The organism is Escherichia sp. KTE52 (genome assembly GCF_000408325.1).
In the GTDB taxonomy this organism is placed as follows: Bacteria; Pseudomonadota; Gammaproteobacteria; order Enterobacterales; family Enterobacteriaceae; genus Escherichia; species Escherichia marmotae.
In genome coordinates, this window is the sequence record NZ_KE138676.1 from 1 (window position 1) to 25,484 (window position 25,484).

23 protein-coding genes are annotated in these 25,484 nt (G+C 50.7%); 15 read left to right on the top strand and 8 right to left on the bottom strand.

Annotated elements, in window-relative coordinates; all coding sequences use genetic code 11:
• From A1SC_RS20990 to phrB, 4 genes are all read left to right on the top strand, one after another.
• Positions 1-824 (top strand): ISAs1-like element ISEc1 family transposase (locus tag A1SC_RS20990; RefSeq protein WP_024214537.1); only part of this gene is annotated, 824 nt, incomplete at its 5' end.
• 117 nt (positions 825-941) lie between these two features.
• Positions 942-1,367, top strand: coding sequence for a hypothetical protein (locus tag A1SC_RS20985; RefSeq protein ID WP_016261809.1), 426 nt, complete (start codon positions 942-944; stop codon positions 1,365-1,367).
• A 168-nt stretch (positions 1,368-1,535) separates the two neighbouring features.
• Positions 1,536-2,045 carry a YbgA family protein gene (locus tag A1SC_RS20980; RefSeq protein WP_000350026.1) on the top strand — a complete coding sequence of 170 codons (510 nt, stop codon included), beginning with the start codon at positions 1,536-1,538 and terminating at the stop codon, positions 2,043-2,045.
• Positions 2,042-3,460 carry a deoxyribodipyrimidine photo-lyase gene (gene phrB / locus A1SC_RS20975; RefSeq protein WP_016248475.1) on the top strand — a complete coding sequence of 473 codons (1,419 nt, stop codon included), beginning with the start codon at positions 2,042-2,044 and terminating at the stop codon, positions 3,458-3,460. Before A1SC_RS20980 ends, phrB begins: the two co-directional genes overlap by 4 nt.
• Before the next feature lie 154 nt (positions 3,461-3,614).
• Here phrB and dtpD read toward each other — a convergent pair whose 3' ends face one another.
• Complete coding sequence (gene dtpD, locus A1SC_RS20970) at positions 3,615-5,096, bottom strand: dipeptide permease DtpD (RefSeq protein WP_001032669.1); 1,482 nt, start codon at positions 5,094-5,096, stop codon at positions 3,615-3,617.
• 270 nt (positions 5,097-5,366) lie between these two features.
• Between dtpD and ybgI the strand changes: the two genes are divergently transcribed.
• Genes ybgI through nei form a run of 5 tightly spaced genes read left to right on the top strand, consistent with a single transcriptional unit; the run spans position 5,367 to position 9,266 of the window.
• Positions 5,367-6,110 (top strand): radiation resistance protein YbgI, encoded by a 744-nt coding sequence (ybgI, locus tag A1SC_RS20965; RefSeq protein WP_016261810.1) that lies wholly within the window; start codon positions 5,367-5,369, stop codon positions 6,108-6,110.
• Positions 6,111-6,132: 22 nt separating this feature from the next.
• Complete coding sequence (pxpB, locus tag A1SC_RS20960) at positions 6,133-6,789, top strand: 5-oxoprolinase subunit PxpB (protein ID WP_001188383.1); 657 nt, start codon at positions 6,133-6,135, stop codon at positions 6,787-6,789.
• Positions 6,783-7,715, top strand: a complete 933-nt coding sequence (gene pxpC, locus A1SC_RS20955; RefSeq protein ID WP_001515990.1) for a 5-oxoprolinase subunit PxpC — start codon at positions 6,783-6,785, stop codon at positions 7,713-7,715. The genes pxpB and pxpC overlap by 7 nt, the downstream gene beginning before the upstream one ends.
• Complete coding sequence (pxpA, locus tag A1SC_RS20950) at positions 7,705-8,439, top strand: 5-oxoprolinase subunit PxpA (protein ID WP_016261811.1); 735 nt, start codon at positions 7,705-7,707, stop codon at positions 8,437-8,439. Before pxpC ends, pxpA begins: the two co-directional genes overlap by 11 nt.
• A gap of 35 nt (positions 8,440-8,474) precedes the next feature.
• Positions 8,475-9,266 carry an endonuclease VIII gene (gene nei, locus A1SC_RS20945; protein WP_001114017.1) on the top strand — a complete coding sequence of 264 codons (792 nt, stop codon included), beginning with the start codon at positions 8,475-8,477 and terminating at the stop codon, positions 9,264-9,266.
• Here nei and A1SC_RS20940 read toward each other — a convergent pair.
• The 7 genes from A1SC_RS20940 to A1SC_RS24885 form a co-directional block, all read right to left on the bottom strand.
• A complete protein-coding gene (locus A1SC_RS20940) occupies positions 9,263-10,309 on the bottom strand; it encodes an AbrB family transcriptional regulator (protein WP_016261812.1) in 1,047 nt (348 codons plus the stop codon). The two genes, nei and A1SC_RS20940, sit on opposite strands and share 4 nt — an antisense overlap.
• A gap of 148 nt (positions 10,310-10,457) precedes the next feature.
• A complete protein-coding gene (locus A1SC_RS20935; protein WP_001272413.1) occupies positions 10,458-11,519 on the bottom strand; it encodes a fimbrial protein in 1,062 nt (353 codons plus the stop codon).
• Positions 11,516-12,247 carry a fimbrial biogenesis chaperone gene (locus tag A1SC_RS20930; RefSeq protein ID WP_001515994.1) on the bottom strand — a complete coding sequence of 244 codons (732 nt, stop codon included), beginning with the start codon at positions 12,245-12,247 and terminating at the stop codon, positions 11,516-11,518. Before A1SC_RS20930 ends, A1SC_RS20935 begins: the two co-directional genes overlap by 4 nt.
• Positions 12,248-12,261: 14 nt before the next feature.
• A complete protein-coding gene (locus A1SC_RS20925; RefSeq protein WP_165770241.1) occupies positions 12,262-14,721 on the bottom strand; it encodes a fimbria/pilus outer membrane usher protein in 2,460 nt (819 codons plus the stop codon).
• Between the two features lie 50 nt (positions 14,722-14,771).
• Complete coding sequence (locus A1SC_RS20920) at positions 14,772-15,338, bottom strand: fimbrial protein (RefSeq protein ID WP_016261813.1); 567 nt, start codon at positions 15,336-15,338, stop codon at positions 14,772-14,774.
• Positions 15,339-15,727: 389 nt separating this feature from the next.
• A complete protein-coding gene (gene gltA / locus A1SC_RS20915; RefSeq protein ID WP_000785838.1) occupies positions 15,728-17,011 on the bottom strand; it encodes a citrate synthase in 1,284 nt (427 codons plus the stop codon).
• 205 nt (positions 17,012-17,216) lie between these two features.
• Positions 17,217-17,324 carry a hypothetical protein gene (locus A1SC_RS24885; RefSeq protein ID WP_016261814.1) on the bottom strand — a complete coding sequence of 36 codons (108 nt, stop codon included), beginning with the start codon at positions 17,322-17,324 and terminating at the stop codon, positions 17,217-17,219.
• A 380-nt stretch (positions 17,325-17,704) separates the two neighbouring features.
• Between A1SC_RS24885 and sdhC the strand changes: the two genes are divergently transcribed.
• The 6 genes from sdhC to odhB all read left to right on the top strand — a co-directional run bounded on the left by sdhC (position 17,705) and on the right by odhB (position 25,370).
• Positions 17,705-18,109: a succinate dehydrogenase cytochrome b556 subunit gene (gene sdhC, locus A1SC_RS20910; protein WP_000263344.1), complete on the top strand. Its 405-nt coding sequence runs from the start codon at positions 17,705-17,707 to the stop codon at positions 18,107-18,109.
• Positions 18,103-18,450: a succinate dehydrogenase membrane anchor subunit gene (gene sdhD / locus A1SC_RS20905; RefSeq protein WP_000254367.1), complete on the top strand. Its 348-nt coding sequence runs from the start codon at positions 18,103-18,105 to the stop codon at positions 18,448-18,450. The genes sdhC and sdhD overlap by 7 nt, the downstream gene beginning before the upstream one ends.
• Positions 18,450-20,216: a succinate dehydrogenase flavoprotein subunit gene (gene sdhA / locus A1SC_RS20900; protein ID WP_016261815.1), complete on the top strand. Its 1,767-nt coding sequence runs from the start codon at positions 18,450-18,452 to the stop codon at positions 20,214-20,216. Before sdhD ends, sdhA begins: the two co-directional genes overlap by 1 nt.
• 15 nt (positions 20,217-20,231) lie before the next feature.
• Complete coding sequence (gene sdhB / locus A1SC_RS20895) at positions 20,232-20,948, top strand: succinate dehydrogenase iron-sulfur subunit SdhB (protein ID WP_016261816.1); 717 nt, start codon at positions 20,232-20,234, stop codon at positions 20,946-20,948.
• A 388-nt stretch (positions 20,949-21,336) separates the two neighbouring features.
• Entirely contained in the window at positions 21,337-24,138 is a 2,802-nt protein-coding gene (sucA, locus tag A1SC_RS20890; protein WP_001181470.1) for a 2-oxoglutarate dehydrogenase E1 component, read from the top strand.
• A gap of 14 nt (positions 24,139-24,152) precedes the next feature.
• A complete protein-coding gene (gene odhB / locus A1SC_RS20885; RefSeq protein ID WP_000099819.1) occupies positions 24,153-25,370 on the top strand; it encodes a 2-oxoglutarate dehydrogenase complex dihydrolipoyllysine-residue succinyltransferase in 1,218 nt (405 codons plus the stop codon).
• Positions 25,371-25,484 lie beyond the last annotated feature (114 nt).

Consider the following 25,484-nt stretch of genomic DNA (forward strand, 5'->3'; position numbering starts at 1 on the left):
TCATCGCAATTGATGGAAAAACGCTCCGGCACTCTTATGACAAGAGTCGCCGCAAGGGAGCGATTCATGTCATTAGTGCGTTCTCAACAATGCACAGTCTGGTCATCGGACAGATCAAGACGGATGAGAAATCCAATGAGATCACAGCTATCCCTGAACTTCTTAACATGTTGGATATTAAAGGAAAAATTATCACAACTGATGCGATGGGGTGCCAGAAAGATATTGCAGAGAAGATACAAAAACAGGGAGGTGATTATTTATTCGCTGTAAAAGGAAATCAGGGACGGCTTAATAAAGCCTTTGAGGAAAAATTTCCACTGAAAGAATTAAATAATCCAGAGCATGACAGTTACGCAATTAGTGAAAAGAGTCACGGCAGAGAAGAACTCCGTCTTCACATTGTTTGCGATGTCCCTGATGAACTTATTAATTTCACGTTTGAATGGAAAGAGCTGAAGAAATTATGCGTGGCAGTCTCCTTTCGGTCAATAATAGCAGAGCAAAAGAAAGAGCCAGAAATGACGGTCAGATATTATATCAGTTCTGCTGATTTAACCGCAGAGAAGTTCGCCACAGCGATCCGAAATCACTGGCACGTGGAGAATAAGCTGCACTGGCGTCTGGACGTGGTAATGAATGAAGACGACTGCAAAATAAGAAGAGGAAATGCAGCAGAATTATTTTCAGGGATACGGCACATCGCTATTAATATTTTGACGAATGATAAGGTATTCAAGGCAGGGTTAAGACGTAAGATGCGAAAAGCAGCTATGGACAGAAACTATCTGGCGTCAGTCCTTGCGGGGAGCGGACTTTCGTAATTTCGCCCTGGGGGCAAGGTGTGGGGAAATCGACATTCCCTCATCTGAATATAAATATTAATGGTGAGAAAGGGCATATTTTCCTGAGAGATAAAATTATTAATCGAGGGCAATGGGATGACTTTGAAAAATTTTTCGAGTGATAATAAATTACTATTATCGCTTTGTGCTGAAGCAACCTTAAATCATTGGTCTTTTGAGGGACAAGAGCTTAGCGTTAATCTCACAACTTATGATGATGATGAGTTGATTATTATTATCGAGACTGATACTGTTCATTCATCACCTCTTTTCACTAATAACCATTTAAATATTTGTAGAATTGTAATACAAGATATGCATGAAGTATTGGATTCTCAAAATGGGTACTATATTCCACCAAAGGACTTTAGCAAATTAATGAAGTTTTCTAGTAAAAATTACTCATTGTATTATGGCAGAAAGAATATTATGAGATATAACTTGGCTTTCATAGGGAGCGAGAATTTTCTAAGTTGTCCGCTAACCTCTTTAGATAGTTCTATTAAATGGGAAATTAGATAATCAGTTAAATAAAGCCGAGAAAGCTCCTAAAATCTTCCCGGCTTTTTATTATTTAATTCTCGTTTAGCACACTAAACGCCCCATCACACATTCCTACAACAGGATTAACTCCACAAATCTCATTTCCCATCGTCTACACTTACTCCTGTAAACCGTTCAGGAGCAGTAATGGATCACCAACTATTAGATGACAGCCCCCTTATCCGCATTTTTGCTTTGCATGCGTTACACAATCTCAAAGAGCGAGGCTTAACGCGCGGGGCGCTTCTCGATTATCACAGCCGCTATAAACTCGTCTTTCTGGCTCATTCCCAGCCTGAGTACCGCAAACTTGGCCCGTTTGTGGCTGATATTCACCGGTGGCAAAATCTGGATGACTATTACAACGAATATCGCCAACGCGTAATTGTTTTGCTTTCTCACCCCGCCAACCCGCGCGATCACACCAACGTTTTGATGCACGTTCAGGGTTATTTTCGCCCGTACCTTGATTCTACAGAACGCCAGCAACTGGCTGCGCTTATCGACAGTTATCGCCGTGGCGAGCAGCCTCTTCTTGCGCCGCTGATGCGTATCAAACACTATATGGCGCTTTATCCTAACGCCTGGCTTTCAGGGCAGCGTTATTTCGAACTTTGGCCGCGTATTTTTAACTTGCGCTATGCAGGAGTTTTATGACCACCCATCTGGTCTGGTTCCGCCAGGATTTACGTCTGCACGATAATCTGGCGCTGGCGGCTGCCTGTCGCAATCCGTCTGCACGCGTGCTGGCGCTGTATATTGCTACACCTCGTCAGTGGGCGACGCATAATATGTCGCCGCGTCAGGCTGAATTTATCAATGCTCAACTTAATACACTGCAAATCATGCTGGCGGAAAAAGGCATTCCCTTGTTGTTTCATGAAGTGGATGATTTTGCCGCCAGCGTTGAAATGGTTAAACAGGTGTGTGAGGAAAACCGCGTAACCCATCTGTTTTATAACTATCAGTACGAGGTGAACGAGCGAGCGCGGGATGCCCTGGTTGAGAAAACGTTGCATAACGTGGTGTGTGAAGGATTTGACGGCAGCGTGATCCTGCCACCGGGCGCGGTGATGACCGGCAATCATGAGATGTACAAAGTTTTTACTCCGTTTAAAAATGCCTGGCTGAAACGGCTGCGGGAAGGGATACCGGAGTGCGTCGCTGCACCAAAAGTTCGTAGTAGCGGATCGATAGCGCCCCCGTCATCCATTACGCTGAATTATCCCCGTCAGTCTTTCGACACAGCGCATTTTCCGGTGGAAGAAAAAACGGCGATTGCACAATTACGCCAGTTTTGCCAGAGCGGTGCCGGAGAGTATGAGCAACAAAGAAATTTTCCGGCAGTGGAAGGCACCAGCCGTTTGTCCGCCAGCCTGGCCACGGGAGGATTATCGCCTCGTCAGTGTTTGCATCGCCTGCTGGCAGAGCAACCGCAGGCACTGGAGGGCGGGGCGGGTAGCGTCTGGCTTAATGAGCTGATCTGGCGCGAGTTCTACCGCCATCTGATGACGTATCACCCCTCGCTGTGTAAACATCGCCCGTTTATTGCCTGGACCGATCGCGTCCAGTGGCAGAGTAACCCCGCGCATTTAAAGGCCTGGCAGGGAGGCAAGACCGGCTATCCGATTGTTGATGCTGCCATGCGCCAGCTTAATGGCACTGGCTGGATGCATAACCGTCTGCGGATGATTACTGCCAGTTTTCTGGTGAAAGATTTGTTGATCGACTGGCGCGAAGGCGAGCGATATTTTATGTCGCAACTGATTGATGGTGATTTGGCTGCCAATAACGGCGGCTGGCAATGGGCGGCTTCTACCGGAACTGATGCCGCGCCGTATTTCCGTATCTTTAACCCGACAACTCAGGGCGAGAAATTTGACCGCGAAGGTGAGTTTATCCGCCAGTGGTTACCGGAACTGCGCGATGTGCCGGGGAAATTGGTGCATGAGCCGTGGAAATGGGCGGAGAAAGCAGGCGTGAAGCTGGATTATCCGCAACCGATTGTTGATCACAAAGAAGCGAGAGTACGAACGTTGGCAGCGTATGAGGCTGCGAGGAAGTGGAAATAACAGACGCGTCAGGCAATCGTGCCCGGATGCCGGATGCCGGATGCGGCGTGAACGCCTTATCCGGCCTACTAAATAGTGCAAAATCAATATATTGCAGGGGACTCCAGGCCTGATAAGACGCGTCAGCGTCGCATCAGGCACCGGTGTTGACTTATTAAGACTCCAGCGCCAGCGCACGGTTTCTGAACTTAAGCGCCTGGTACAGCCAAATCATCAGTACCAGCCCCACACAAGCCAGCGCACCCCAGGTGATTTGATCGAACACTTCAATATATGCATTGATGGAGTAGTTGATCGCCCCGGAAGCATCAAACGAAGCTTGCGATGTCTGATCGGCAATGACCCCTGCCAGATAGTTGGCAATCGCGCCAGAAAGCAGCATATAAATGCCGGTTAATACACCGGTCACGCCGGGGATTTCAATGCGTGTAATTTGCGACATGGCAACCGGGTCGATAAACAGTTCGGCAAAGCCCATCACCGCCAGCCCCAGCACCATCAGTGGCAGAGAAGAGTGACCATACATTGCAGACCAGCGGGCACTTAAGGCCAGAATGCAGAATCCGGCACTCATCAGGCCGAGGCCAAGTGCAAATTTCCCCCAGATGCGCACGGTACGATTACCCGCGACACTCTCTTTTACGACCCACGCCAGGAACACACCGCACAGCATCACGGCAAAGGCATTAATCGACTGGAACATGGCGGTCGGAACGGTGTAACCAAAAATATCGCGGTTAACGAAACGGTCGATATAAAGGCTGATTGAACTGCCGCCCTGCTGTGCAAAGGCCCAGAACAACATGCTGAAGAAGGTAAGAGTGACAATCAGCCCCAGCTCTTTACGCTGTTTCTGGTTTTCTGCTTTGCGATAAATTTTTGCCAGCACGCCAAGACCAATGATAGTGGCGACAATTAAGGCGTAAACCGACCACTCTTTCCAGAACAATACGGTAATCAGTGCAGGCGTTGCGACCAGCAGAACCAGCAGCCATCCCCAGTTTGGCAGGAGAACGTTTTTCGCACACAGCACCTCTTTGTTAACGCCGCGGGTATGAGCGAAATGACGATTGCCACATAAGAAGATAACCAGCCCGGCGATCATCCCAACCGCAGCCAGGCCAAAGCCCATTGCCCAACTGTACTCTTGCTGGGCATAACCGCAGGCGATAGGTGCGATAATAGAACCCACGTTACCCGCCGCATACATCAGCGAGAAACCGCCATCACGACGTGGATCGGTTGGCTCGTAGAGTTCACCTAGCAGGCAACTGACGTTAGATTTAAACAGGCCATAGCCGCAGACGATAATCGCCAGCGAGAGATAAAGGAATGTCGGGTGGATTTCGCTGGCACCCAGCACCAGATGCCCGATCGCCATCAACAACGCCCCCAACATCACTGCCATGCGGTTGCCGAGAACCTTATCCGCGAGGAAACCGCCAAGGATCGGCGTGACATACACCAGCGAACAGTAGGCGCTGAATAACGCGTAAGCGTGAGTATCGTTGTATTTCAGTTGGTTAGTGAGATAGAGAATCAGCAGGGCACGCATGCCGTAGAAGCTAAAATATTCCCAGATTTGTAGCGCGACAACGTAGTAGATAGCGCGCGGCTGTGATGCGTGTTTATTCATAATAATTCCGCGGTTGGATGCGACACCACGTAATAGTTGCGTGGCGTGCGTGTGTTTCTTTAAAGTTAAAACCTTGAAACAGATCTGATTATTTATGCAATATGCTGTCTGTTTGCATAAATATACATGAACTATGGCGTGGCGAGATAAACAATTTGCGTCTTTTGGCGGTGTGTTTGTTTCTTAATATGTCAAAAGATTGGCTATCGACGAACAGGCGAGGTAACGCTATGTTAACGGTGTAGCTATCAGAATACAGAAGGCGCGAAGATGAAAAACACCGAACTGGAACAACTGATTAACGAGAAACTGAACAGCGCGGCGATAAGTGATTACGCGCCGAATGGCTTGCAAGTGGAAGGCCAGGAGACGGTGCAAAAAATTGTTACCGGCGTCACCGCCAGCCAGGCGCTGCTCGATGAAGCTGTGCGTCTTGAGGCTGATGCGGTGATCGTGCATCACGGCTACTTCTGGAAAGGCGAATCGCCGGTGATTCGCGGCATGAAGCGTAACCGTTTGAAAACCTTGCTGGCGAATGACATCAACCTGTATGGCTGGCATCTGCCGTTGGATGCGCATCCGGAACTGGGCAATAACGCGCAGTTAGCGGCATTGTTGGGGATTACGGTAATGGGTGAGATCGAACCACTTGTGCCGTGGGGTGAACTGACGATGCCGGTGCCGGGGCTGGAACTTGCCTCGTGGATTGAAGCGCGTCTGGGACGCAAGCCGTTGTGGTGTGGCGACAACGGCCCGGAGGTGGTACAGCGCGTCGCCTGGTGCACGGGGGGCGGGCAAAGTTTTATCGATAGCGCCGCGCGTTGTGGCGTGGATGCTTTTATTACTGGCGAAGTTTCTGAACAAACCATTCATTCTGCCCGCGAGCAGGGATTGCATTTTTATGCTGCGGGGCACCATGCTACTGAACGCGGTGGTATTCGCGCGTTAAGCGAGTGGTTGAATGAAAATACCGATCTTGATGTGACCTTTATTGATATTCCTAATCCTGCATAACGAATAATCAGAGGGATCGAAAGTGCAACGAGCGCGTTGTTATCTGTTAGGCGAAACGGCGGTAGTGCTGGAGCTGGAGCCGCCAGTGACGTTGGCAAGCCAGAAACGTATCTGGCGACTGGCCCAGCGTCTGGTGGATATGCCGAATGTGGTTGAAGCCATTCCCGGCATGAACAATATCACGGTGATTTTACGTAATCCGGAGTCGCTGGCGCTGGATGCTATAGAGCGTTTGCAACGCTGGTGGGAGGAGAGTGAGGCACTGGAGCCAGAGTCACGCTTTATCGAAATCCCGGTGGTTTATGGTGGCGCAGGCGGGCCGGATTTGTCGGTGGTTGCGGCGCATTGTGGGTTGAGCGAAAAACAGGTTGTTGAATTGCACTCCTCCGTGGAATACGTGGTCTGGTTTTTAGGTTTTCAACCGGGCTTCCCGTATCTCGGGAGTTTGCCGGAACAACTAAACACGCCACGACGCGCAGAACCGCGCTTGCTTGTTCCGGCGGGGTCTGTCGGGATCGGTGGATCGCAAACGGGTGTTTATCCGGTGGCAACGCCGGGCGGTTGGCAGTTGATTGGTCATACCTCGCTCAGTTTGTTTGACCCGACCCGTGACGAGCCTATCTTATTACGTCCTGGAGACAGCGTGCGCTTTGTGCCGCAGAAGGAGGGAGTATGCTGAAGATTATTCGCGCGGGGATGTACACCACTGTTCAGGATGGCGGTCGTCACGGCTTTCGCCAGTCGGGTATCAGCCACTGTGGAGCGCTGGATTTGCCTGCGCTGCGCATTGCTAACCTGCTGGTGGGTAATGATGCTAACGCTCCGGCACTGGAAATCACGCTCGGTCAGTTAACGGTTGAATTTGAACGCGACGGCTGGTTTGCCCTGACAGGCGCGGGTTGCGAAGCTCGGTTGGATGATAACGCCGTCTGGACGGGCTGGCGTTTGCCGATGAAAGCAGGTCAGCGTTTAACGCTTAAACGCCCACAACATGGTGTACGCAGCTATCTGGCCGTGGCGGGCGGTATTGATGTTCCGCCAGTGATGGGATCATGCAGTACCGATCTCAAAGTAGGGATTGGCGGGCTGGAAGGGCGCTTACTGAAGGATGGAGACCGACTCCCCATCGGCAAAGCGAAGCGTGATTTTATGGAAGCGCAAGGCGTTAAACAGTTGCTGTGGGGTAACCGGATTCGCGCCTTACCGGGGCCGGAATACCATGAGTTCGATCGCGCCTCGCAGGATGCATTCTGGCGTTCGCCCTGGCAGCTTAGCCCGCAAAGTAACCGGATGGGCTATCGCTTACAGGGGCAAATCTTAAAGCGTAATACATCCCGCGAGTTGTTATCTCACGGCTTGCTGCCGGGCGTGGTGCAGGTGCCGCATAACGGTCAGCCGATTGTGTTGATGAATGATGCACAGACGACCGGCGGTTATCCGCGCATTGCCTGTATCATTGAGGCCGATATGTACCATCTGGCGCAAATTCCACTCGGACAGCCGATTCATTTTGTCCAGTGTTCACTGGAAGAGGCACTAAAAGCGCGGCAGGATCAGCAACGTTATTTCGAACAATTAGCGTGGCGGCTGCACAATGAAAATTGACCTGAACGCCGATCTGGGTGAAGGCTGCGCCAGTGACGCTGAGCTATTAACGCTGGTTTCCTCAGTCAATATTGCCTGTGGATTTCATGCAGGCGACGCGCAAACTATGCAGGCTTGCGTGCGTGAAGCAATAAAAAATAGTGTAGCGATTGGCGCGCACCCGAGTTTCCCCGACAGGGAAAACTTTGGACGCAGCGCCATGCAACTGCCGCCGGAAATGGTTTACGCCCAGACGTTGTATCAGATTGGCGCGCTGGCGGCGATTGCCCGTGGTGAAGGTGGTGTGATGCGTCACGTCAAACCCCATGGCATGCTGTACAACCAGGCGGCGAGAGACGCACAACTGGCAGACGCCATCGCCAGAGCGGTTTACGCTTGCGATCCGGCATTGATTCTCGTTGGACTGGCAGGAAGCGAACTGATTCGTGCAGGCAAGCGATATGGCCTGACAACGCGTGAGGAAGTGTTTGCCGATCGTGGATATCAGGCTGACGGCTCGCTGGTGTCGCGAAGCCAGCCAGGCGCGTTGATTGAAGATGAAGAACAGGCGTTGGGGCAAACGCTGGAGATGGTGCAACACGGCAGAGTGAAGAGTATCACTGGCGAATGGGCGACGGTAACAGTACAGACAGTCTGTTTGCATGGCGACGGTGAGCATGCACTGGCATTCGCCCGCCGGCTACGATCTGCATTTGCCGAAAAAGGGATTATGGTTGCAGCATAATCCCGTTGAATAAAGAACGAAAAAAGGAAATCACCATGCCTGAAGGCCCGGAGATCCGCCGTGCAGCGGATAACCTGGAGGCGGCGATCAAAGGCAAACCACTGACCGATGTCTGGTTTGCCTTCCCGCAGTTAAAAACTTATCAATCACAACTTATTGGTCAACACGTCACCCATGTGGAAACGCGCGGAAAAGCGTTGCTGACCCATTTCTCCGGCGGGTTAACGCTTTATAGCCATAACCAACTCTACGGTGTCTGGCGAGTGGTTGATACCGGCGAAGAGCCGCAGACCACGCGGGTGTTGCGGGTAAAACTGCAAACGGCCGACAAAACCATTCTGCTTTATAGCGCCTCGGATATTGAGATGTTGACGCCGGAACAATTGACTACGCATCCGTTCTTACAACGGGTCGGCCCCGATGTGCTCGACCCGAATCTGACGCCGGAAGGGGTGAAAGAACGGTTATTGTCGCTGCGCTTTCGTAACCGTCAGTTTGCCGGATTACTGCTCGATCAGGCGTTTCTGGCGGGGCTGGGCAACTATCTGCGGGTGGAGATCCTTTGGCAGGTTGGGTTGACCGGAAATCATAAAGCGAAAGAACTTAACGCGACACAACTGGATGCGCTGTCGCACGCGCTACTGGATATCCCGCGCCTCTCGTACAAAACGCGTGGTCAGGTTGATGAGAATAAACATCACGGGGCGCTGTTCAGCTTTAAGGTTTTTCATCGTGATGGTGAGAAGTGCGAACGGTGTGGCAGCATCATTGAAAAAACCACGCTATCTTCGCGCCCGTTTTACTGGTGCCCTGGCTGCCAGCACTAGGCAGAACGTTTCGGCGCATAGGTTGAAATAAACCGCGCAATGGCTGGCCCCGTCAGCAAAATACTGAACAGGCGCAGGGTTTGCATCGCCATGATGAGCGCCATATCGGCATTGCTCCCTGCGGCGATGACCGCTACCGTATCAAGCCCGCCAGGGCTGGTGGCGAGGTAGGCGGTCATAAAATCAATATGCATAAACCAGGTCAGCCCCCACGCCATACCGGCACAAATAGCCAGCAGTGCAAAAATCGACAACAGGATTTGCGGCAGTGGGCGTAATGCCCGCAGTAAGATTTGCTTATCGAAACCCAGCCCAATCCGCCAGCCAATCGCCATATATGCTATCGCCAGCAGCCATTCCGGTAACTCAATCGTGATGAACTCGCCAGACTGGAGCACCGCACCCGCCAGCATCGGGATGAGCATCGTGCCGGAAGGAAGACGCAACAGGCATCCCGCCGTGCCAGTAATGGCCGCGAGCAAGACGGTAAACAGGAGATTTATGCTGACGGGCGGGAACCAGACTATTTGCTGATTCATCGCTTCAGCGTTATCGCCCAGCATCATTCGCGCTACCAGAACCGCCGCGCCCGCGACAAACAGAACTCGCAGATACTGCATAAACGCCACCAGGCGAATATCTGCGCCGTAATCTTGTGCCATAGCAACCATTGCCGCCGCACCGCCAGGGGAAGAACCCCTGGCACCGGTATTTCCGGGCAGTGAGCTATAGCGCACCAATAACCAGCCCACGATGGCGCTGGAAAGCAACGTTACCAGCAAAATAGTTAACACAATCGGCCAGTTAACGGCCAGAGTGGTGAGAATAGAACCGGTGAGGTTTTGCGCAATCATGCAGCCAAGAATGGCTTGCGCGGCGAGAAAAGCGGAGCGGGGGAGTTGCAGGGTCACTCCGCGCATACTGAAGATGATCCCGGCGAGCATCGGTCCGAGCAATAGCGCCGCCGGGAGATGTACCGCGAGGAAGCCAATAGAAAGGAGAAGTGACAACACACATAACATTCCCCACTGCAAGACTGGCATCCTTCGTATCCTCGTTATTTTATCTTTGGTGTATCGATACAGCATAAAGAAAGCCGGACCTGGAAAAAATAACGGCAATCAAGGAAAAGGGGAAAATCAGCAATTATCTGAATAAGATGCCCTGTACTGGCAAAGGGCATTAGTCTCATCAGTTGTAGTTAATTTTAAAAAGCACCACCGTGTCGAATGGCCCAGCCTCGATGGGAGTGCCTGGCGTGGACGAAAGTTCAGCCGTATAGTTTTTTTCGTAGATCAACATGTCGCTGGTGAAATCGGCATACTCGCTGTATTTGTTGAAGGTGTAGGGCGAGTCGTTTTCATCCAGTAACCGCAGCTTAAGTCCGTTGCCAATGAGTAATGCTTTATCGTCTTCAACTAACGTTTCTTCTGTATAAAACGAGGAGCTAACCTTAAATCCGTCGGTGCATTGATCATTTTGTGATTTGGTCGTTTTAATACCGAACGTTTTTGTCATGTTATGCCGCCGGATATCCAGCACATTAAATTTACCGAAATCAATCACCTGATTGGCTGGGGTAATAGAAAAATTCACGCTGCAATCCAGCACGCGAATGTTTTCCAGACCGATAATATGATATTTCAGGTTTCTGGCGGTGGGATCTTCGTTAACACTGCCCGCGCCATCAAATTGCACCACGATGTAGTCGCTGAGAGTACTTTGATAATCATGAGGCGGCATGGTGCGGACTTTGACGTAAAGTCGCATACGTGCAATAAAAGTCCGTGATTTATGAATATTTGTCGGCTCACCGGAGCAAAGTTTGTTTTGCCAGCCCATCGCAATGATCTGTTCCGGGGTGTAAATATCAATTTTCTTACTATCGATACACTGATTCGTGTCGATGCGGCTTTGCCCCAGACTGGCGTCATAGTCCACACCTTCATAGGTTACGCCTAATTGATAATAGGGGTCCTGCACGCCTGGGTACGGGTTTACCCAAGCAAAAACATGCTCACTCTCAAAGTTGCCGTTAGTATTGTTGTCGCAATAGACGGGAATTCTAATATCATCAGACTCCCAGATTTTATCGCCGGGTTTGGCATTACCCGGTACAGCAAACGGCTGAATATTTTCTGATTTTTCTACCTGACCACCCGATGCACCAAAATAACAGTCCAGCGCCAGCGCAGACCTCAGCGGCAGAAATAGCAGACAAATAACAAGTAATAATCCTTTGCCAGCACTCATTTCTTCGCCTCCACTGGCTGTAAACGACACGGCCCGTTACAGTCCAGGGTGGTCATTCGCAATGCGCCGTAATCATCCATGTAGCCGAGGTAAAATTGACTGCCGTTATAGCTTCCCGTATGAGTGGTTACCGAGCCGAAAGGTGCGACCATAGTGGTTTTGAAACCGGGGAGTACCCCTTTTTCATTTTGCCCCAGGTAGGCGATAGTCAGATAATAAGCGGTAGGATTTTTCAGTGTCAGTTGGTTGCTCTGTTGGCTAACCTGTAACTGCAGCTCTACATGTTCACCTGTTTTCTTGCGTAACGTTGCAGGTCGCCAGAACAATTTGATACGACTTTGGATAGCGATCTGAAGTACCGCATGATCGCTGCTTTTATCCGGGGCTGGAGGAATTTCGCGCATGTTATAGTAGAACAGCGTTTCGCGATCGCCGGGCAATTTTGGAGTTGATGCTTGTTTTACAATCCGCACTTGCGATGTTGCTTTCGGTTCCAGACGTTGAATCGGTGGCAGGGCGACCAGAAGATCGTCGCTTTTCTCCCCTTTTTCATTTTCTATCCAGGAATAAGCAAGATAAGGCAGTTTGTCACTCTGGTTTTCTATTCGCAGGCTGGTGGCTTTATCATTGGCGTTAAACACAATGCGTGTGCGATCAGGTTGCACTGCAGCGTAGCTACCCAGGCTGACGGTTAACAGAATCAGTGGCAGTCCTTTAATAAATGTCATTCGCTTTTCCTTAATTAATGACAAGGTAAAATCAGGCGTTTTGTTGTGTCTTCCAGACGTTCTGGTAGATGAATAATGCAACTTTGTTTGTCACCCCAGATCACGGTAAATTGTTGATTTTCAGCAACACCGCTTAACCAGGCATGACCTTCTTCGCCAACCATACCCACGCTGATACCGCTGTCATCCTGCCGGATATCGGCACCGAGAGGTGGGAAATGGCCGTTGGCGGTGCGAATGATGGTGTTAACGTCTTTACCGGAACGGGATGCCAGCGATTTGTAACCAATCGCGCCTTCAATCCACGTTTCTTTGATGACATTTTCTGCTACCGTCACGCCGTCAGGTAAATCATTCATGTTGACTGCCACGGTGGACGGCTGGTAACTGGAAATTAGCGGTATCACGGCGATACCAAAATGATTGGTATAATCGAGTTGGCCCTGAACCGGGATATCTGCCACACCATCGGTGCTGATCATCAACCGTGGTTCATTGGTGGAGCTGCGGCGATGGAACGCTGCACCATATTGGGTTGCGGTGAAAGAACCGCTCCAGCTAGTGCTGACAGAGCTGTAATCATTGGCGGCATAGGTGCCAGAAAGATCCCATTCGCCCGCCGAACTCAGATGTTGATAGTTGCCGCTCAACTGTGCGCCATCATCCGGGCGATCGGATTGCATTCCTGCAGACATGCCCCAGCTATTACGTTCATCCAGCGTATCATTCAATGACATGCGGTGTGTGGTGCTGCTGCTACTGTTTTGCATGTCATAACCGATTCGACCACCGTTACCAATGGGTAATGAAATCGACAAGTAAATCTGGTTGTCGCGATCTTTGTCTTCGTAGTGGGTCGTATTGAACGACGTTGAGATTGAGATATCTTTCCAGTCACCAATATCAACATTAAAGCCCGCCGTGATGTTGGCAGTCGTGGAGGCATCTGCGTTCCACCAGGTCTGATGTAAGAGGTTGGCGTACAGGTTGAGATTCAGCGGGATAATCGGTTGGCCTACGGATAAGCTGATTGTCTGTTTTTCATCTTGCGCATCGTTGTCGTTGTATTTGTGATCCAGATAGTTGGCGTAGCTGTGAAAATGACGATCTGAGAAGCGATAAGCGGCGAGCGAAATCGTGCTGTTTGTGGCATCTACTTGTTTGCTGTAATTAAAGCGATAGCTTAAGCCCCGCTCGTCCTGCTGGTTGTCAAAATGGCTACTGGCCCAGGTGACATCAAACGACAGCGCGCCAAGCCAGAGCATATTTTGCCCGATACCCAATGCGGCAGAATGGTAGTCATCACCAGAAATCAGCAGGCCGCCGTACAGCGAGGTATTTGAGAGCATCCCCCAGGAAACTTCATTGCTAAAAAAGGTTTCATTTTCAGTTTGATGTGACATGGAGGGTCGTGGCTGGCCTGCGGCCAGTTTATAGCGAGCCTGCCCCTGGCGCGTCAGGAAGGGCGTTGATGCTGCCGACACCTGGAAATTATTCACACGACCATCTTCCTCTGTCACTTTAACATCTAACGTACCCTGGACGGACTGATTAAGGTCATCAATGATAAACGGGCCTGGCGGGACTTTTTTCTGGTAAATAACGCGGCCTGATTGACTGATAGTCACCGTGGCATTGGTTTGTGCTATACCGCTAATTTGTGGGGCGTAGCCGCGCAGTTCCCACGGTAACATCCGATCGTCACTCGCCAGTGCCGCGCCGGTATAAGAAAAGCCATCGAAAATATTGGAACTGAAATCCGTTTCACCGAGGGTTAATTTTGAACCTAATTGCGGTAATGGGCGAAAAAGATAAGTGCGTGATATTTCGCCTGACTGTTCATGGTTATCATCGCTATCGGTCTGATTCAACTGGTAATCACTGCGTAAGCGCCATGCCCCTGCGTTAATTCCGACTGTTCCGTAGGCGTTCAGGTTAGTGCTGCTGCTGCCATCCTGTGGGCGGTAGCTGCTGGCAAACAGGTTGTAATCCATCAGGATCCCGGCGACACCTTCTTTCCATGTGGAGGGGGGCATCCAGTTTTCTGAATGCCACGCCAGCCAGGCTTGCGGAATAGTGATATTCAGTTGCTGATTGGTCTGATCAAAATTGAAGAGCATTTCAGGTCGGGAGCTAAAATCGACGCACTGATTTATCAGTGGTAACGACTGACGGACTTCAGGTTTTAAGCCAAATTTATCGACCAGTAATTCATTGATGCACGGAATGGTTTTGTCACCATTTTTTTGCCAGTTAATTTTTTGCCCATTACTGATTTGGTTATTATTTGCTGCAATGCTAACAAAATATTCACCGGGAACAATGACACCTTTTTCCTTTAATAATGAAATATCAATGCGGTCGCGCATTGATTTATCGAGGACATTCAGGTTGAATTCGACCGCCACTGCGGAAGGCATCGCCATGACCAGACAGGATACAAAAGAGAGTCGATAAATATTCACGGTGTCCATACCTGATAAATATTTGAAGAAAGGCGGCGATGACGCCGCCAAAATAATACTTATTTATAATCCAGCACGTAGGTCGCGTTAGCCGTAACTGCGCCTGGAGTTACTGGTGTAACCTGATCAATTTGTTCCATCCAGGCAAAGAAATTCAGCGTTTGCTCGCTGGACGTCGGTGCCAGGTCGATGTCCGGAGAAGCTGTGCCTAAAATGATATTACTTTGATCCTTATTCATTAAACGCACACCGACACCGGTGGCTTCTCCAGTGTTGGTATTGTTGAGTATCGGGTCTGCACCGGTGGTTTTCGCTGAGCTGTCAAAGGTGACCGCGACTTTAGAAATCTTGCCACCGGAACCGTTATTAGAGTTTTCCAGATCGCAATTGACTAAGCGTAGGTCGACAGCAACGACATCGCTGTGATGTGACTGATTAATGTGGCTGGTGGTCACCTGGCCGAGTTCAACTTCTTTATCGATATCATCCTGATGGATTTCACACGGTGCTTCAATAACTTCACCTTTAAAGTGAATTTCACCGGAACCTTCATCAGCAGCATGAACAGGTGCTGTGAACAACAGAGATACAGCCAGTGCAGCTAATGTTTTTTGTCCTTTAAACATAACTGAGTCCTTTAAATAAAGAGATAGAGTATTGCGTGACAAGAATATCTGAGCTGGCAATTGAATATGTTTTGTTTTATTTAACAATATTAAAAATCTTGTTATGTAATAGGACCATTAATTGATTATGTAAATTTATTGTTTTATGTGATGAAGGTAGGGCGCATTTGGATATGCATAATTTTCATTGGGTTAATGATGCTACCGGCGGGGAAGTATGAAATTAAACTTATCATTCTGCTCAGAATATGAGTTATCACATTTTTTAACCCTATTTATGGATATTTGTACTCGATTTAATTTTTACAGTTTTTTGTGTTTAGGCATATAAAAATTAACCCGCCATATAGAGGACGGGTTAAAAGAATTTACTGCGCAGTAATCAAAGACTAGCGTTTGATATCGCTTTTAAAATCGCGTTTTTCGTAACCAGTATACAGTTGGCGTGGACGGGCGATTTTCATGCCTTCGTTATGCATTTCGCTCCAGTGAGCAATCCAGCCGACAGTACGCGCCATGGCGAAGATCACGGTGAACATAGAAGACGGAATACCCATCGCTTTCAGAATGATACCGGAGTAGAAATCTACGTTCGGGTACAGTTTCTTCTCGATAAAGTACGGGTCATTCAGCGCGATGTTTTCCAGCTCCATAGCCACTTCCAGCAGCTCATCTTTGCTGCCCAGCTCTTTCAGCACTTCGTGGCAGGTTTCACGCATTACTGTGGCGCGTGGGTCGTAGTTTTTATACACGCGGTGACCGAAGCCCATCAGGCGGAAAGAGTCATTTTTATCTTTCGCACGACGCATAAATTCCGGAATGTGTTTCACCGAGCTGATTTCTTCCAGCATTTTCAGCGCAGCTTCGTTAGCACCACCGTGAGCCGGTCCCCACAGAGAGGCGATACCTGCTGCGATACAGGCGAACGGGTTCGCACCCGAAGAGCCAGCAGTACGCACGGTAGAGGTCGACGCGTTCTGTTCATGGTCTGCGTGCAGGATCAGAATACGATCCATCGCGCGTTCCAGAATCGGATTGACTTCATACGGTTCGCACGGTGTGGAGAACATCATGTGCAGGAAGTTACCGGCGTAGGAGAGGTCATTGCGTGGGTAAACAAATGGCTGACCAATGGAATACTTGTAGCACATTGCTGCCATGGTCGGCATTTTCGACAGCAGACGGAACGCCGCGATTTCACGATGACGCGGATTGTTAACATCCAGTGAGTCGTGATAAAACGCCGCCAGAGCGCCGGTAATACCGCACATGACCGCCATCGGATGAGAGTCGCGGCGGAAGGCGTGGAACAGACGAGTAATCTGTTCGTGGATCATGGTATGGCGGGTAACCGTAGTTTTAAATTCGTCATACTGTTTCTGGGTCGGTTTTTCACCATTCAGCAGAATGTAACAGACTTCCAGGTAGTTAGAATCGGTCGCCAGTTGATCGATCGGGAAACCGCGGTGCAACAAAATACCTTCATCACCATCAATAAAAGTAATTTTAGATTCGCAGGATGCGGTTGAAGTGAAGCCTGGGTCAAAGGTGAATACACCTTTTGAGCCGAGAGTACGGATATCAATAACATCTTGACCCAGTGTGCCTTTCAGCACATCCAGTTCAACAGCTGTATCCCCGTTGAGGGTGAGTTTTGCTTTTGTATCAGCCATTTAAGGTCTCCTTAGCGCCTTATTGCGTAAGACTGCCGGAACTTAAATTTGCCTTCGCACATCAACCTGGCTTTACCCGATTGTTATTTGGCTCGCCGCTCTGCGAAAGAGGGGAAAACCTGGGTACAGAGCTCTGGGCGCTTGCAGGTAAAGTATTCATTGATGACGAATAAACGGCGAATCAAGCACTTAGCAATCCGAATTATTAAACCTGTCTATCACTAATAACTGTCATGGATGGATTGGTCAATACTTCCACACTGTTACATAAGTTAATCTTAGGTGAAATAGTGACCCCATAACTTTTACGCATTATATGCTTTTCCTGATGATGTTTGTAACAACTTTGTTTAATGATTGTCAAACTAGATGATTAAAAATTAAATAAATGTTTTTATCGTGACTCAGATCACTGTTCTGGATAAAACCAGACAAACCATATGTAGGTTAATTGTAATGATTTTGTGAACGGCCTATACTGCCGCCAGGTCTCCGGAACACCCTGCAATCCCGAGCCACCCAGCGTTGTAACGTGTCGTTTTCGCATCTGGAAGCAGTGTTTTGCATGACGCGCAGTTATAGAAAGGACGCTGTCTGACCCGCAAGCAGACCGGAGGAAGGAAATCCCGACGTCTCCTGGTAACAGAAAGTTATCCTCTGTACCCGTAGTCCCCAGGGAATAATAAGAACAGCATGTGGGCGTTATTCATGATAAGAAATGTGAAAAAACAAAGACCTGTTAATCTGGACCTACAGACCATCCGGTTCCCCATCACGGCGATAGCGTCCATTCTTCATCGCGTTTCCGGTGTGATCACGTTTGTTGCAGTGGGCATCCTGCTGTGGCTTCTGGGTTCCAGTCTCTCTTCCCCCGAAGGTTTCGAACAAGCTTCCGCCATTATGGGCAGCTTCTTCGTCAAATTTATCATGTGGGGCATCCTTACCGCTCTGGCATATCACGTCGTCGTAGGTATTCGCCACATGATGATGGATTTTGGCTATCTGGAAGAAACATTCGAAGCGGGTAAACGCTCCGCCAAAATCTCCTTTGTTATCACTGTCGTGCTTTCACTTCTTGCAGGAGTCCTCGTATGGTAAGCAACGCCTCCGCATTAGGACGCAATGGCGTACATGATTTCATCCTCGTTCGCGCCACCGCTATCGTCCTGACGCTCTACATCATTTATATGGTTGGTTTTTTCGCTACCAGTAGCGAGCTGACATATGAAGTCTGGATCGGTTTCTTTGCCTCTGCGTTCACCAAAGTGTTTACCCTGCTGGCGCTGTTTTCCATCTTGATTCATGCCTGGATCGGCATGTGGCAGGTGTTGACCGACTACGTTAAACCGCTGGCCTTGCGTCTGATGCTGCAACTGGTAATTGTTGTTGCGCTGGTGGTTTACGTGATTTATGGATTCGTTGTGGTGTGGGGTGTGTGATGAAATTGCCAGTCAGAGAATTTGATGCAGTTGTGATTGGTGCCGGTGGCGCAGGTATGCGCGCGGCGCTGCAAATTTCCCAGAGCGGCCAGACCTGTGCGCTGCTTTCCAAAGTCTTCCCGACCCGTTCCCATACTGTTTCTGCGCAAGGCGGCATTACCGTTGCGCTGGGTAATACCCATGAAGATAACTGGGAATGGCATATGTACGACACCGTCAAAGGGTCGGACTATATCGGTGACCAGGACGCGATTGAATATATGTGTAAAACCGGGCCGGAAGCGATTCTGGAACTGGAACATATGGGCCTGCCGTTCTCGCGCCTTGATGATGGTCGTATTTATCAGCGTCCATTTGGCGGCCAGTCGAAAAACTTCGGCGGTGAGCAGGCGGCACGTACTGCGGCGGCGGCTGACCGTACCGGTCATGCACTGTTGCACACGCTTTACCAACAGAACCTGAAAAATCACACCACGATTTTCTCCGAGTGGTATGCGCTGGATCTGGTGAAAAACCAGGATGGCGCGGTGGTCGGTTGTACCGCACTGTGCATCGAAACTGGTGAAGTGGTTTACTTTAAAGCTCGCGCGACAGTGCTGGCGACTGGCGGGGCAGGGCGTATTTATCAGTCCACCACTAACGCCCACATTAATACCGGCGACGGCGTTGGCATGGCTATCCGTGCTGGCGTACCAGTGCAGGATATGGAAATGTGGCAGTTCCACCCGACCGGCATTGCGGGTGCGGGTGTGCTGGTGACTGAAGGTTGTCGTGGTGAAGGCGGTTATCTGCTGAACAAACATGGCGAACGCTTTATGGAGCGTTATGCACCGAACGCCAAAGACCTGGCGGGGCGTGATGTGGTGGCGCGTTCCATCATGATCGAAATCCGTGAAGGTCGCGGCTGTGATGGTCCGTGGGGGCCACACGCAAAACTGAAACTCGACCACCTGGGTAAAGAAGTTCTTGAATCCCGTCTGCCGGGTATCCTTGAACTCTCCCGAACCTTTGCTCACGTCGATCCGGTGAAAGAACCGATTCCGGTTATCCCAACCTGCCACTACATGATGGGCGGTATTCCGACCAAAGTGACTGGTCAGGCGCTGAGCGTGAACGAGAAAGGCGAAGATGTGGTGATTCCAGGGCTGTTTGCGGTGGGCGAAATTGCCTGTGTATCGGTACACGGCGCTAACCGTCTTGGCGGTAACTCTCTGCTGGATCTGGTGGTATTTGGACGAGCGGCGGGTCTGCATCTGCAAGAATCTATCAGTGAACAGGGTGCACTGCGCGATGCCAGCGAGTCTGATGTTGAAGCCTCTCTGGAACGCATGAATCGCTGGAACAACAACCGTAACGGTGAAGATCCGGTGGCGATTCGCAAAGCACTGCAAGAATGTATGCAGCATAACTTCTCGGTATTCCGGGAAGGTGATGCGATGGCGAAAGGCCTTGAGCAGTTGAAAGTGATCCGCGAGCGGCTGAAAAATGCTCGTCTGGATGACACCTCCAGTGAGTTCAACACTCAGCGCGTTGAGTGCCTGGAACTGGATAACCTGATGGAAACGGCTTATGCAACGGCTGTTTCTGCTAATTTCCGTACCGAAAGCCGTGGCGCGCATAGCCGCTTCGACTTCCCGGATCGTGATGATGAAAACTGGCTGTGCCACTCCCTGTATCTGCCAGAGTCGGAATCCATGACGCGACGTAGCGTCAACATGGAACCGAAACTGCGCCCGGCATTCCCGCCGAAGATTCGTACTTACTAATGCGGAGACAGGAAAATGAGACTCGAGTTTTCAATTTATCGCTATAACCCGGATGTTGATGATGCTCCGCGTATGCAGGATTACACCCTGGAAGCGGAAGAAGGTCGCGACATGATGCTGCTGGATGCGCTTATTCAGCTCAAAGAGAAAGATTCCAGCCTGTCGTTCCGCCGCTCCTGCCGTGAAGGGGTGTGCGGTTCTGACGGTCTGAACATGAACGGCAAAAATGGTCTGGCTTGTATAACCCCAATTTCGGCACTCAACCAGCCGGGCAAGAAGATTGTGATTCGCCCGCTGCCTGGTTTACCGGTGATCCGCGATTTGGTGGTAGACATGGGACAATTCTATGCCCAATATGAGAAAATTAAGCCTTACTTGTTGAATAATGGACAAAATCTACCAGCTCGTGAGCATTTACAAATGCCAGAGCAACGTGAAAAACTCGACGGGCTGTATGAATGTATTCTCTGCGCATGTTGTTCAACCTCTTGTCCGTCTTTCTGGTGGAACCCCGATAAGTTTATCGGTCCGGCAGGCTTGTTAGCGGCGTATCGTTTCCTTATCGATAGCCGTGATACCGAGACTGACAGCCGCCTTGACGGTTTGAGCGATGCATTCAGTGTATTCCGCTGTCACAGCATCATGAACTGCGTCAGTGTCTGTCCAAAAGGGCTGAACCCGACGCGCGCCATCGGCCATATCAAGTCGATGTTGTTGCAACGCAATGCGTAAACCTCAGGCCTGATAAGATGCGCAAGCGTCGCATCAGGCAACCAGAGCCGGATGCGGCGTGAACGCCTTATCCGGCCTACAAAAGAAATGCAGGAAATCTTTAAAAACTGCCCCTGACACTAAGACAGTTTTTAAAGGTTCCTTAGCGGACGCAGAAAATACGACAAGTCCGCAACAAGTGAACCCCGGCACGCACATCATTGTGCGTGGTAGTATCCACGGCGAAAATACTCGTCATATTTCACGTTGCATGTGCGTTGGTTGCGCTTGCTTACCCCGGTCACTTACTGAGTGTAAGCTCCCGGGGATTCACAAGCTGACCAACTTCCTGAAACGTGAACTATTTAGAGTATTAAGTAAGCATAAAAAAGATGCTTAAGGGATCACGATGCAGAACAGCGCTTTGAAAGCCTGGTTGGACTCTTCTTACCTCTCTGGCGCAAACCAGAGCTGGATAGAACAGCTCTATGAAGACTTCTTAACCGATCCTGACTCGGTTGACGCTAACTGGCGTTCGACGTTCCAGCAGTTACCTGGTACGGGAGTCAAACCGGATCAATTCCACTCTCAAACGCGTGAATATTTCCGCCGCCTGGCGAAAGATGCTTCACGTTACTCTTCAACGATCTCCGACCCTGACACCAATGTGAAGCAGGTTAAAGTCCTGCAGCTCATTAACGCATACCGCTTCCGTGGTCACCAGCATGCGAATCTCGATCCGCTGGGACTGTGGCAGCAAGATAAAGTGGCCGATCTGGATCCGTCTTTCCACGATCTGACCGAAGCAGACTTCCAGGAGACCTTCAACGTCGGTTCATTTGCCAGCGGCAAAGAAACCATGAAACTCGGCGAGCTGCTGGAAGCTCTCAAGCAAACCTACTGCGGCCCGATTGGTGCCGAGTATATGCACATTACCAGCACCGAAGAAAAACGCTGGATCCAACAGCGTATCGAGTCTGGTCGCGCGACGTTCAATAGCGAAGAGAAAAAACGCTTCTTAAGCGAACTGACCGCCGCTGAAGGCCTTGAACGTTACCTCGGCGCAAAATTCCCTGGCGCAAAACGCTTCTCGCTGGAAGGCGGTGACGCGTTAATCCCGATGCTTAAAGAGATGATCCGCCATGCAGGCAACAGCGGCACCCGTGAAGTGGTTCTCGGTATGGCGCACCGTGGTCGTCTGAACGTGCTGGTGAACGTGCTGGGTAAAAAACCGCAAGACTTGTTCGATGAGTTTGCCGGTAAACATAAAGAACACCTCGGCACGGGCGACGTGAAATACCACATGGGCTTCTCGTCTGACTTCCAGACCGATGGCGGCCTGGTACACCTGGCGCTGGCGTTTAACCCGTCTCACCTTGAGATTGTAAGCCCGGTGGTTATCGGTTCTGTTCGTGCCCGTCTGGACAGACTTGATGAGCCGAGCAGCAACAAAGTGCTGCCAATCACCATCCACGGTGATGCCGCAGTGACCGGACAGGGCGTAGTTCAGGAAACCCTGAACATGTCGAAAGCGCGTGGTTATGAAGTTGGCGGTACGGTGCGTATCGTTATCAACAACCAGGTGGGCTTCACTACCTCTAACCCGCTGGATGCCCGTTCTACGCCGTACTGTACTGATATTGGTAAGATGGTACAGGCACCGATTTTCCACGTTAATGCGGATGATCCGGAAGCGGTTGCCTTTGTTACCCGTCTGGCGCTCGATTTCCGTAACACCTTCAAACGTGATGTTTTCATCGACCTGGTATGCTACCGCCGTCACGGCCACAACGAAGCCGACGAGCCGAGTGCAACCCAGCCGCTGATGTATCAGAAAATCAAAAAACATCCGACGCCGCGCAAAATCTACGCGGACAAGCTGGAGCAGGAAAAAGTGGCGACGCTGGAAGATGCCACCGAGATGGTTAACCTGTACCGCGATGCGCTGGATGCGGGCGATTGCGTAGTGGCTGAGTGGCGTCCGATGAACATGCACTCTTTCACCTGGTCGCCGTATCTCAACCACGAATGGGATGAAGAATACCCGAACAAGGTTGAGATGAAGCGTTTGCAGGAACTGGCAAAACGTATCAGCACGGTGCCAGAAGCCATTGAGATGCAGTCTCGCGTTGCCAAGATTTATGGTGATCGCCAGGCGATGGCGGCCGGTGAAAAACTGTTTGACTGGGGCGGCGCGGAAAACCTTGCTTACGCCACGCTGGTTGATGAAGGTATTCCGGTTCGTCTGTCTGGTGAAGACTCCGGTCGCGGAACCTTCTTCCACCGTCACGCAGTGATTCACAACCAGTCCAACGGCTCCACTTATACGCCGCTGCAACATATTCATAACGGTCAGGGCGCGTTCCGCGTCTGGGACTCCGTACTGTCTGAAGAAGCAGTGCTGGCATTTGAATACGGTTATGCCACCGCAGAACCGCGGACGTTGACCATCTGGGAAGCACAGTTCGGTGACTTTGCCAACGGTGCCCAGGTCGTTATTGACCAGTTCATCTCCTCCGGCGAACAGAAATGGGGCCGTATGTGTGGTCTGGTGATGCTGCTGCCGCACGGTTACGAAGGGCAGGGGCCGGAGCACTCCTCCGCGCGTCTGGAACGTTATCTGCAACTTTGCGCCGAGCAAAACATGCAGGTTTGCGTACCGTCTACTCCGGCACAGGTTTACCACATGCTGCGTCGCCAGGCGCTGCGCGGGATGCGTCGTCCGCTGGTGGTCATGTCACCGAAATCGCTGCTGCGTCATCCGCTGGCGGTTTCCAGCCTCGAAGAGCTGGCGAACGGCACCTTCCTGCCAGCCATCGGTGAAATCGACGAGCTTGATCCGAAGGGCGTGAAGCGCGTAGTGATGTGTTCTGGTAAGGTTTATTACGACCTGCTTGAACAACGCCGTAAGAACAATCAACAAGATGTCGCCATCGTGCGTATCGAGCAACTCTACCCGTTCCCGCATAAAGCGATGCAGGAAGTGTTGCAGCAGTTTGCTCACGTCAAGGATTTTGTCTGGTGCCAGGAAGAGCCGCTCAACCAGGGCGCATGGTACTGCAGCCAGCATCATTTCCGTGAAGTGATTCCGTTTGGGGCTTCTCTGCGTTATGCAGGCCGCCCGGCCTCCGCCTCTCCGGCGGTAGGATATATGTCCGTTCACCAGAAACAGCAACAAGATCTGGTTAATGACGCGCTGAACGTCGAATAAATAAAGGATACAAAATGAGTAGCGTAGATATTCTGGTCCCTGACCTGCCTGAATCCGTAGCTGATGCCACCGTCGCAACCTGGCATAAAAAACCCGGCGACGCAGTCGTACGTGATGAAGTGCTGGTGGAAATCGAAACTGACAAAGTGGTACTGGAAGTACCGGCATCAGCAGACGGCATTCTGGATGCGGTTCTGGAAGATGAAGGTACAACCGTAACGTCTCGTCAGATCCTCGGCCGCCTGCGTGAAGGCAATAGCGCGGGTAAAGAAACCAGCGCTAAATCTGAAGAGAAAGCGTCCACGCCTGCGCAACGTCAGCAGGCGTCTCTGGAAGAGCAAAACAACGACGCGTTAAGCCCGGCGATCCGTCGCCTGCTGGCTGAACACAATCTCGATGCCAGCGCTATTAAAGGCACCGGTGTTGGCGGTCGTCTGACCCGTGAAGATGTGGAAAAACATCTGGCGAAAGCCCCGGCGAAAGATGCAACTCCGGCAGCAACTGCTCCGGCGGCTCAACCAGCACTGGCTGCTCGTAGCGAAAAACGTGTACCGATGACTCGTCTGCGTAAGCGCGTGGCAGAGCGTCTGTTGGAAGCGAAAAACTCCACCGCTATGCTGACCACGTTCAACGAAGTCAACATGAAGCCGATTATGGATCTGCGTAAGCAGTATGGTGAAGCGTTTGAAAAACGCCACGGCATCCGTCTGGGCTTTATGTCCTTCTATGTGAAAGCGGTTGTTGAAGCGCTGAAACGTTACCCGGAAGTGAACGCATCTATTGATGGCGATGATGTGGTTTACCACAACTATTTCGACGTTAGCATGGCAGTTTCTACGCCGCGCGGTCTGGTAACGCCGGTTCTGCGTGATGTCGATACCCTCGGCATGGCTGACATTGAGAAGAAAATCAAAGAGCTGGCTGTGAAAGGCCGTGACGGCAAGCTGACGGTTGAAGATCTGACCGGTGGTAACTTTACCATCACCAACGGTGGTGTGTTCGGTTCCCTGATGTCTACGCCTATCATCAACCCGCCGCAGAGCGCAATTTTGGGCATGCACGCTATTAAAGATCGTCCGATGGCGGTGAATGGTCAGGTTGAGATCCTGCCGATGATGTACCTGGCGCTGTCCTACGATCACCGCCTGATCGATGGTCGCGAATCCGTGGGTTTCCTGGTGACAATCAAAGAGTTGCTGGAAGATCCGACGCGTCTGCTGCTGGACGTGTAGTAGTTTAAGCCTCACCTGCACTGTAGACTGGATAAGGCGTTATCGCCGCATCCGATGAATGATGCCTGATGCGACGCTTAACGCGTTTTATCAGGCCTACGGGTGACTCCGATG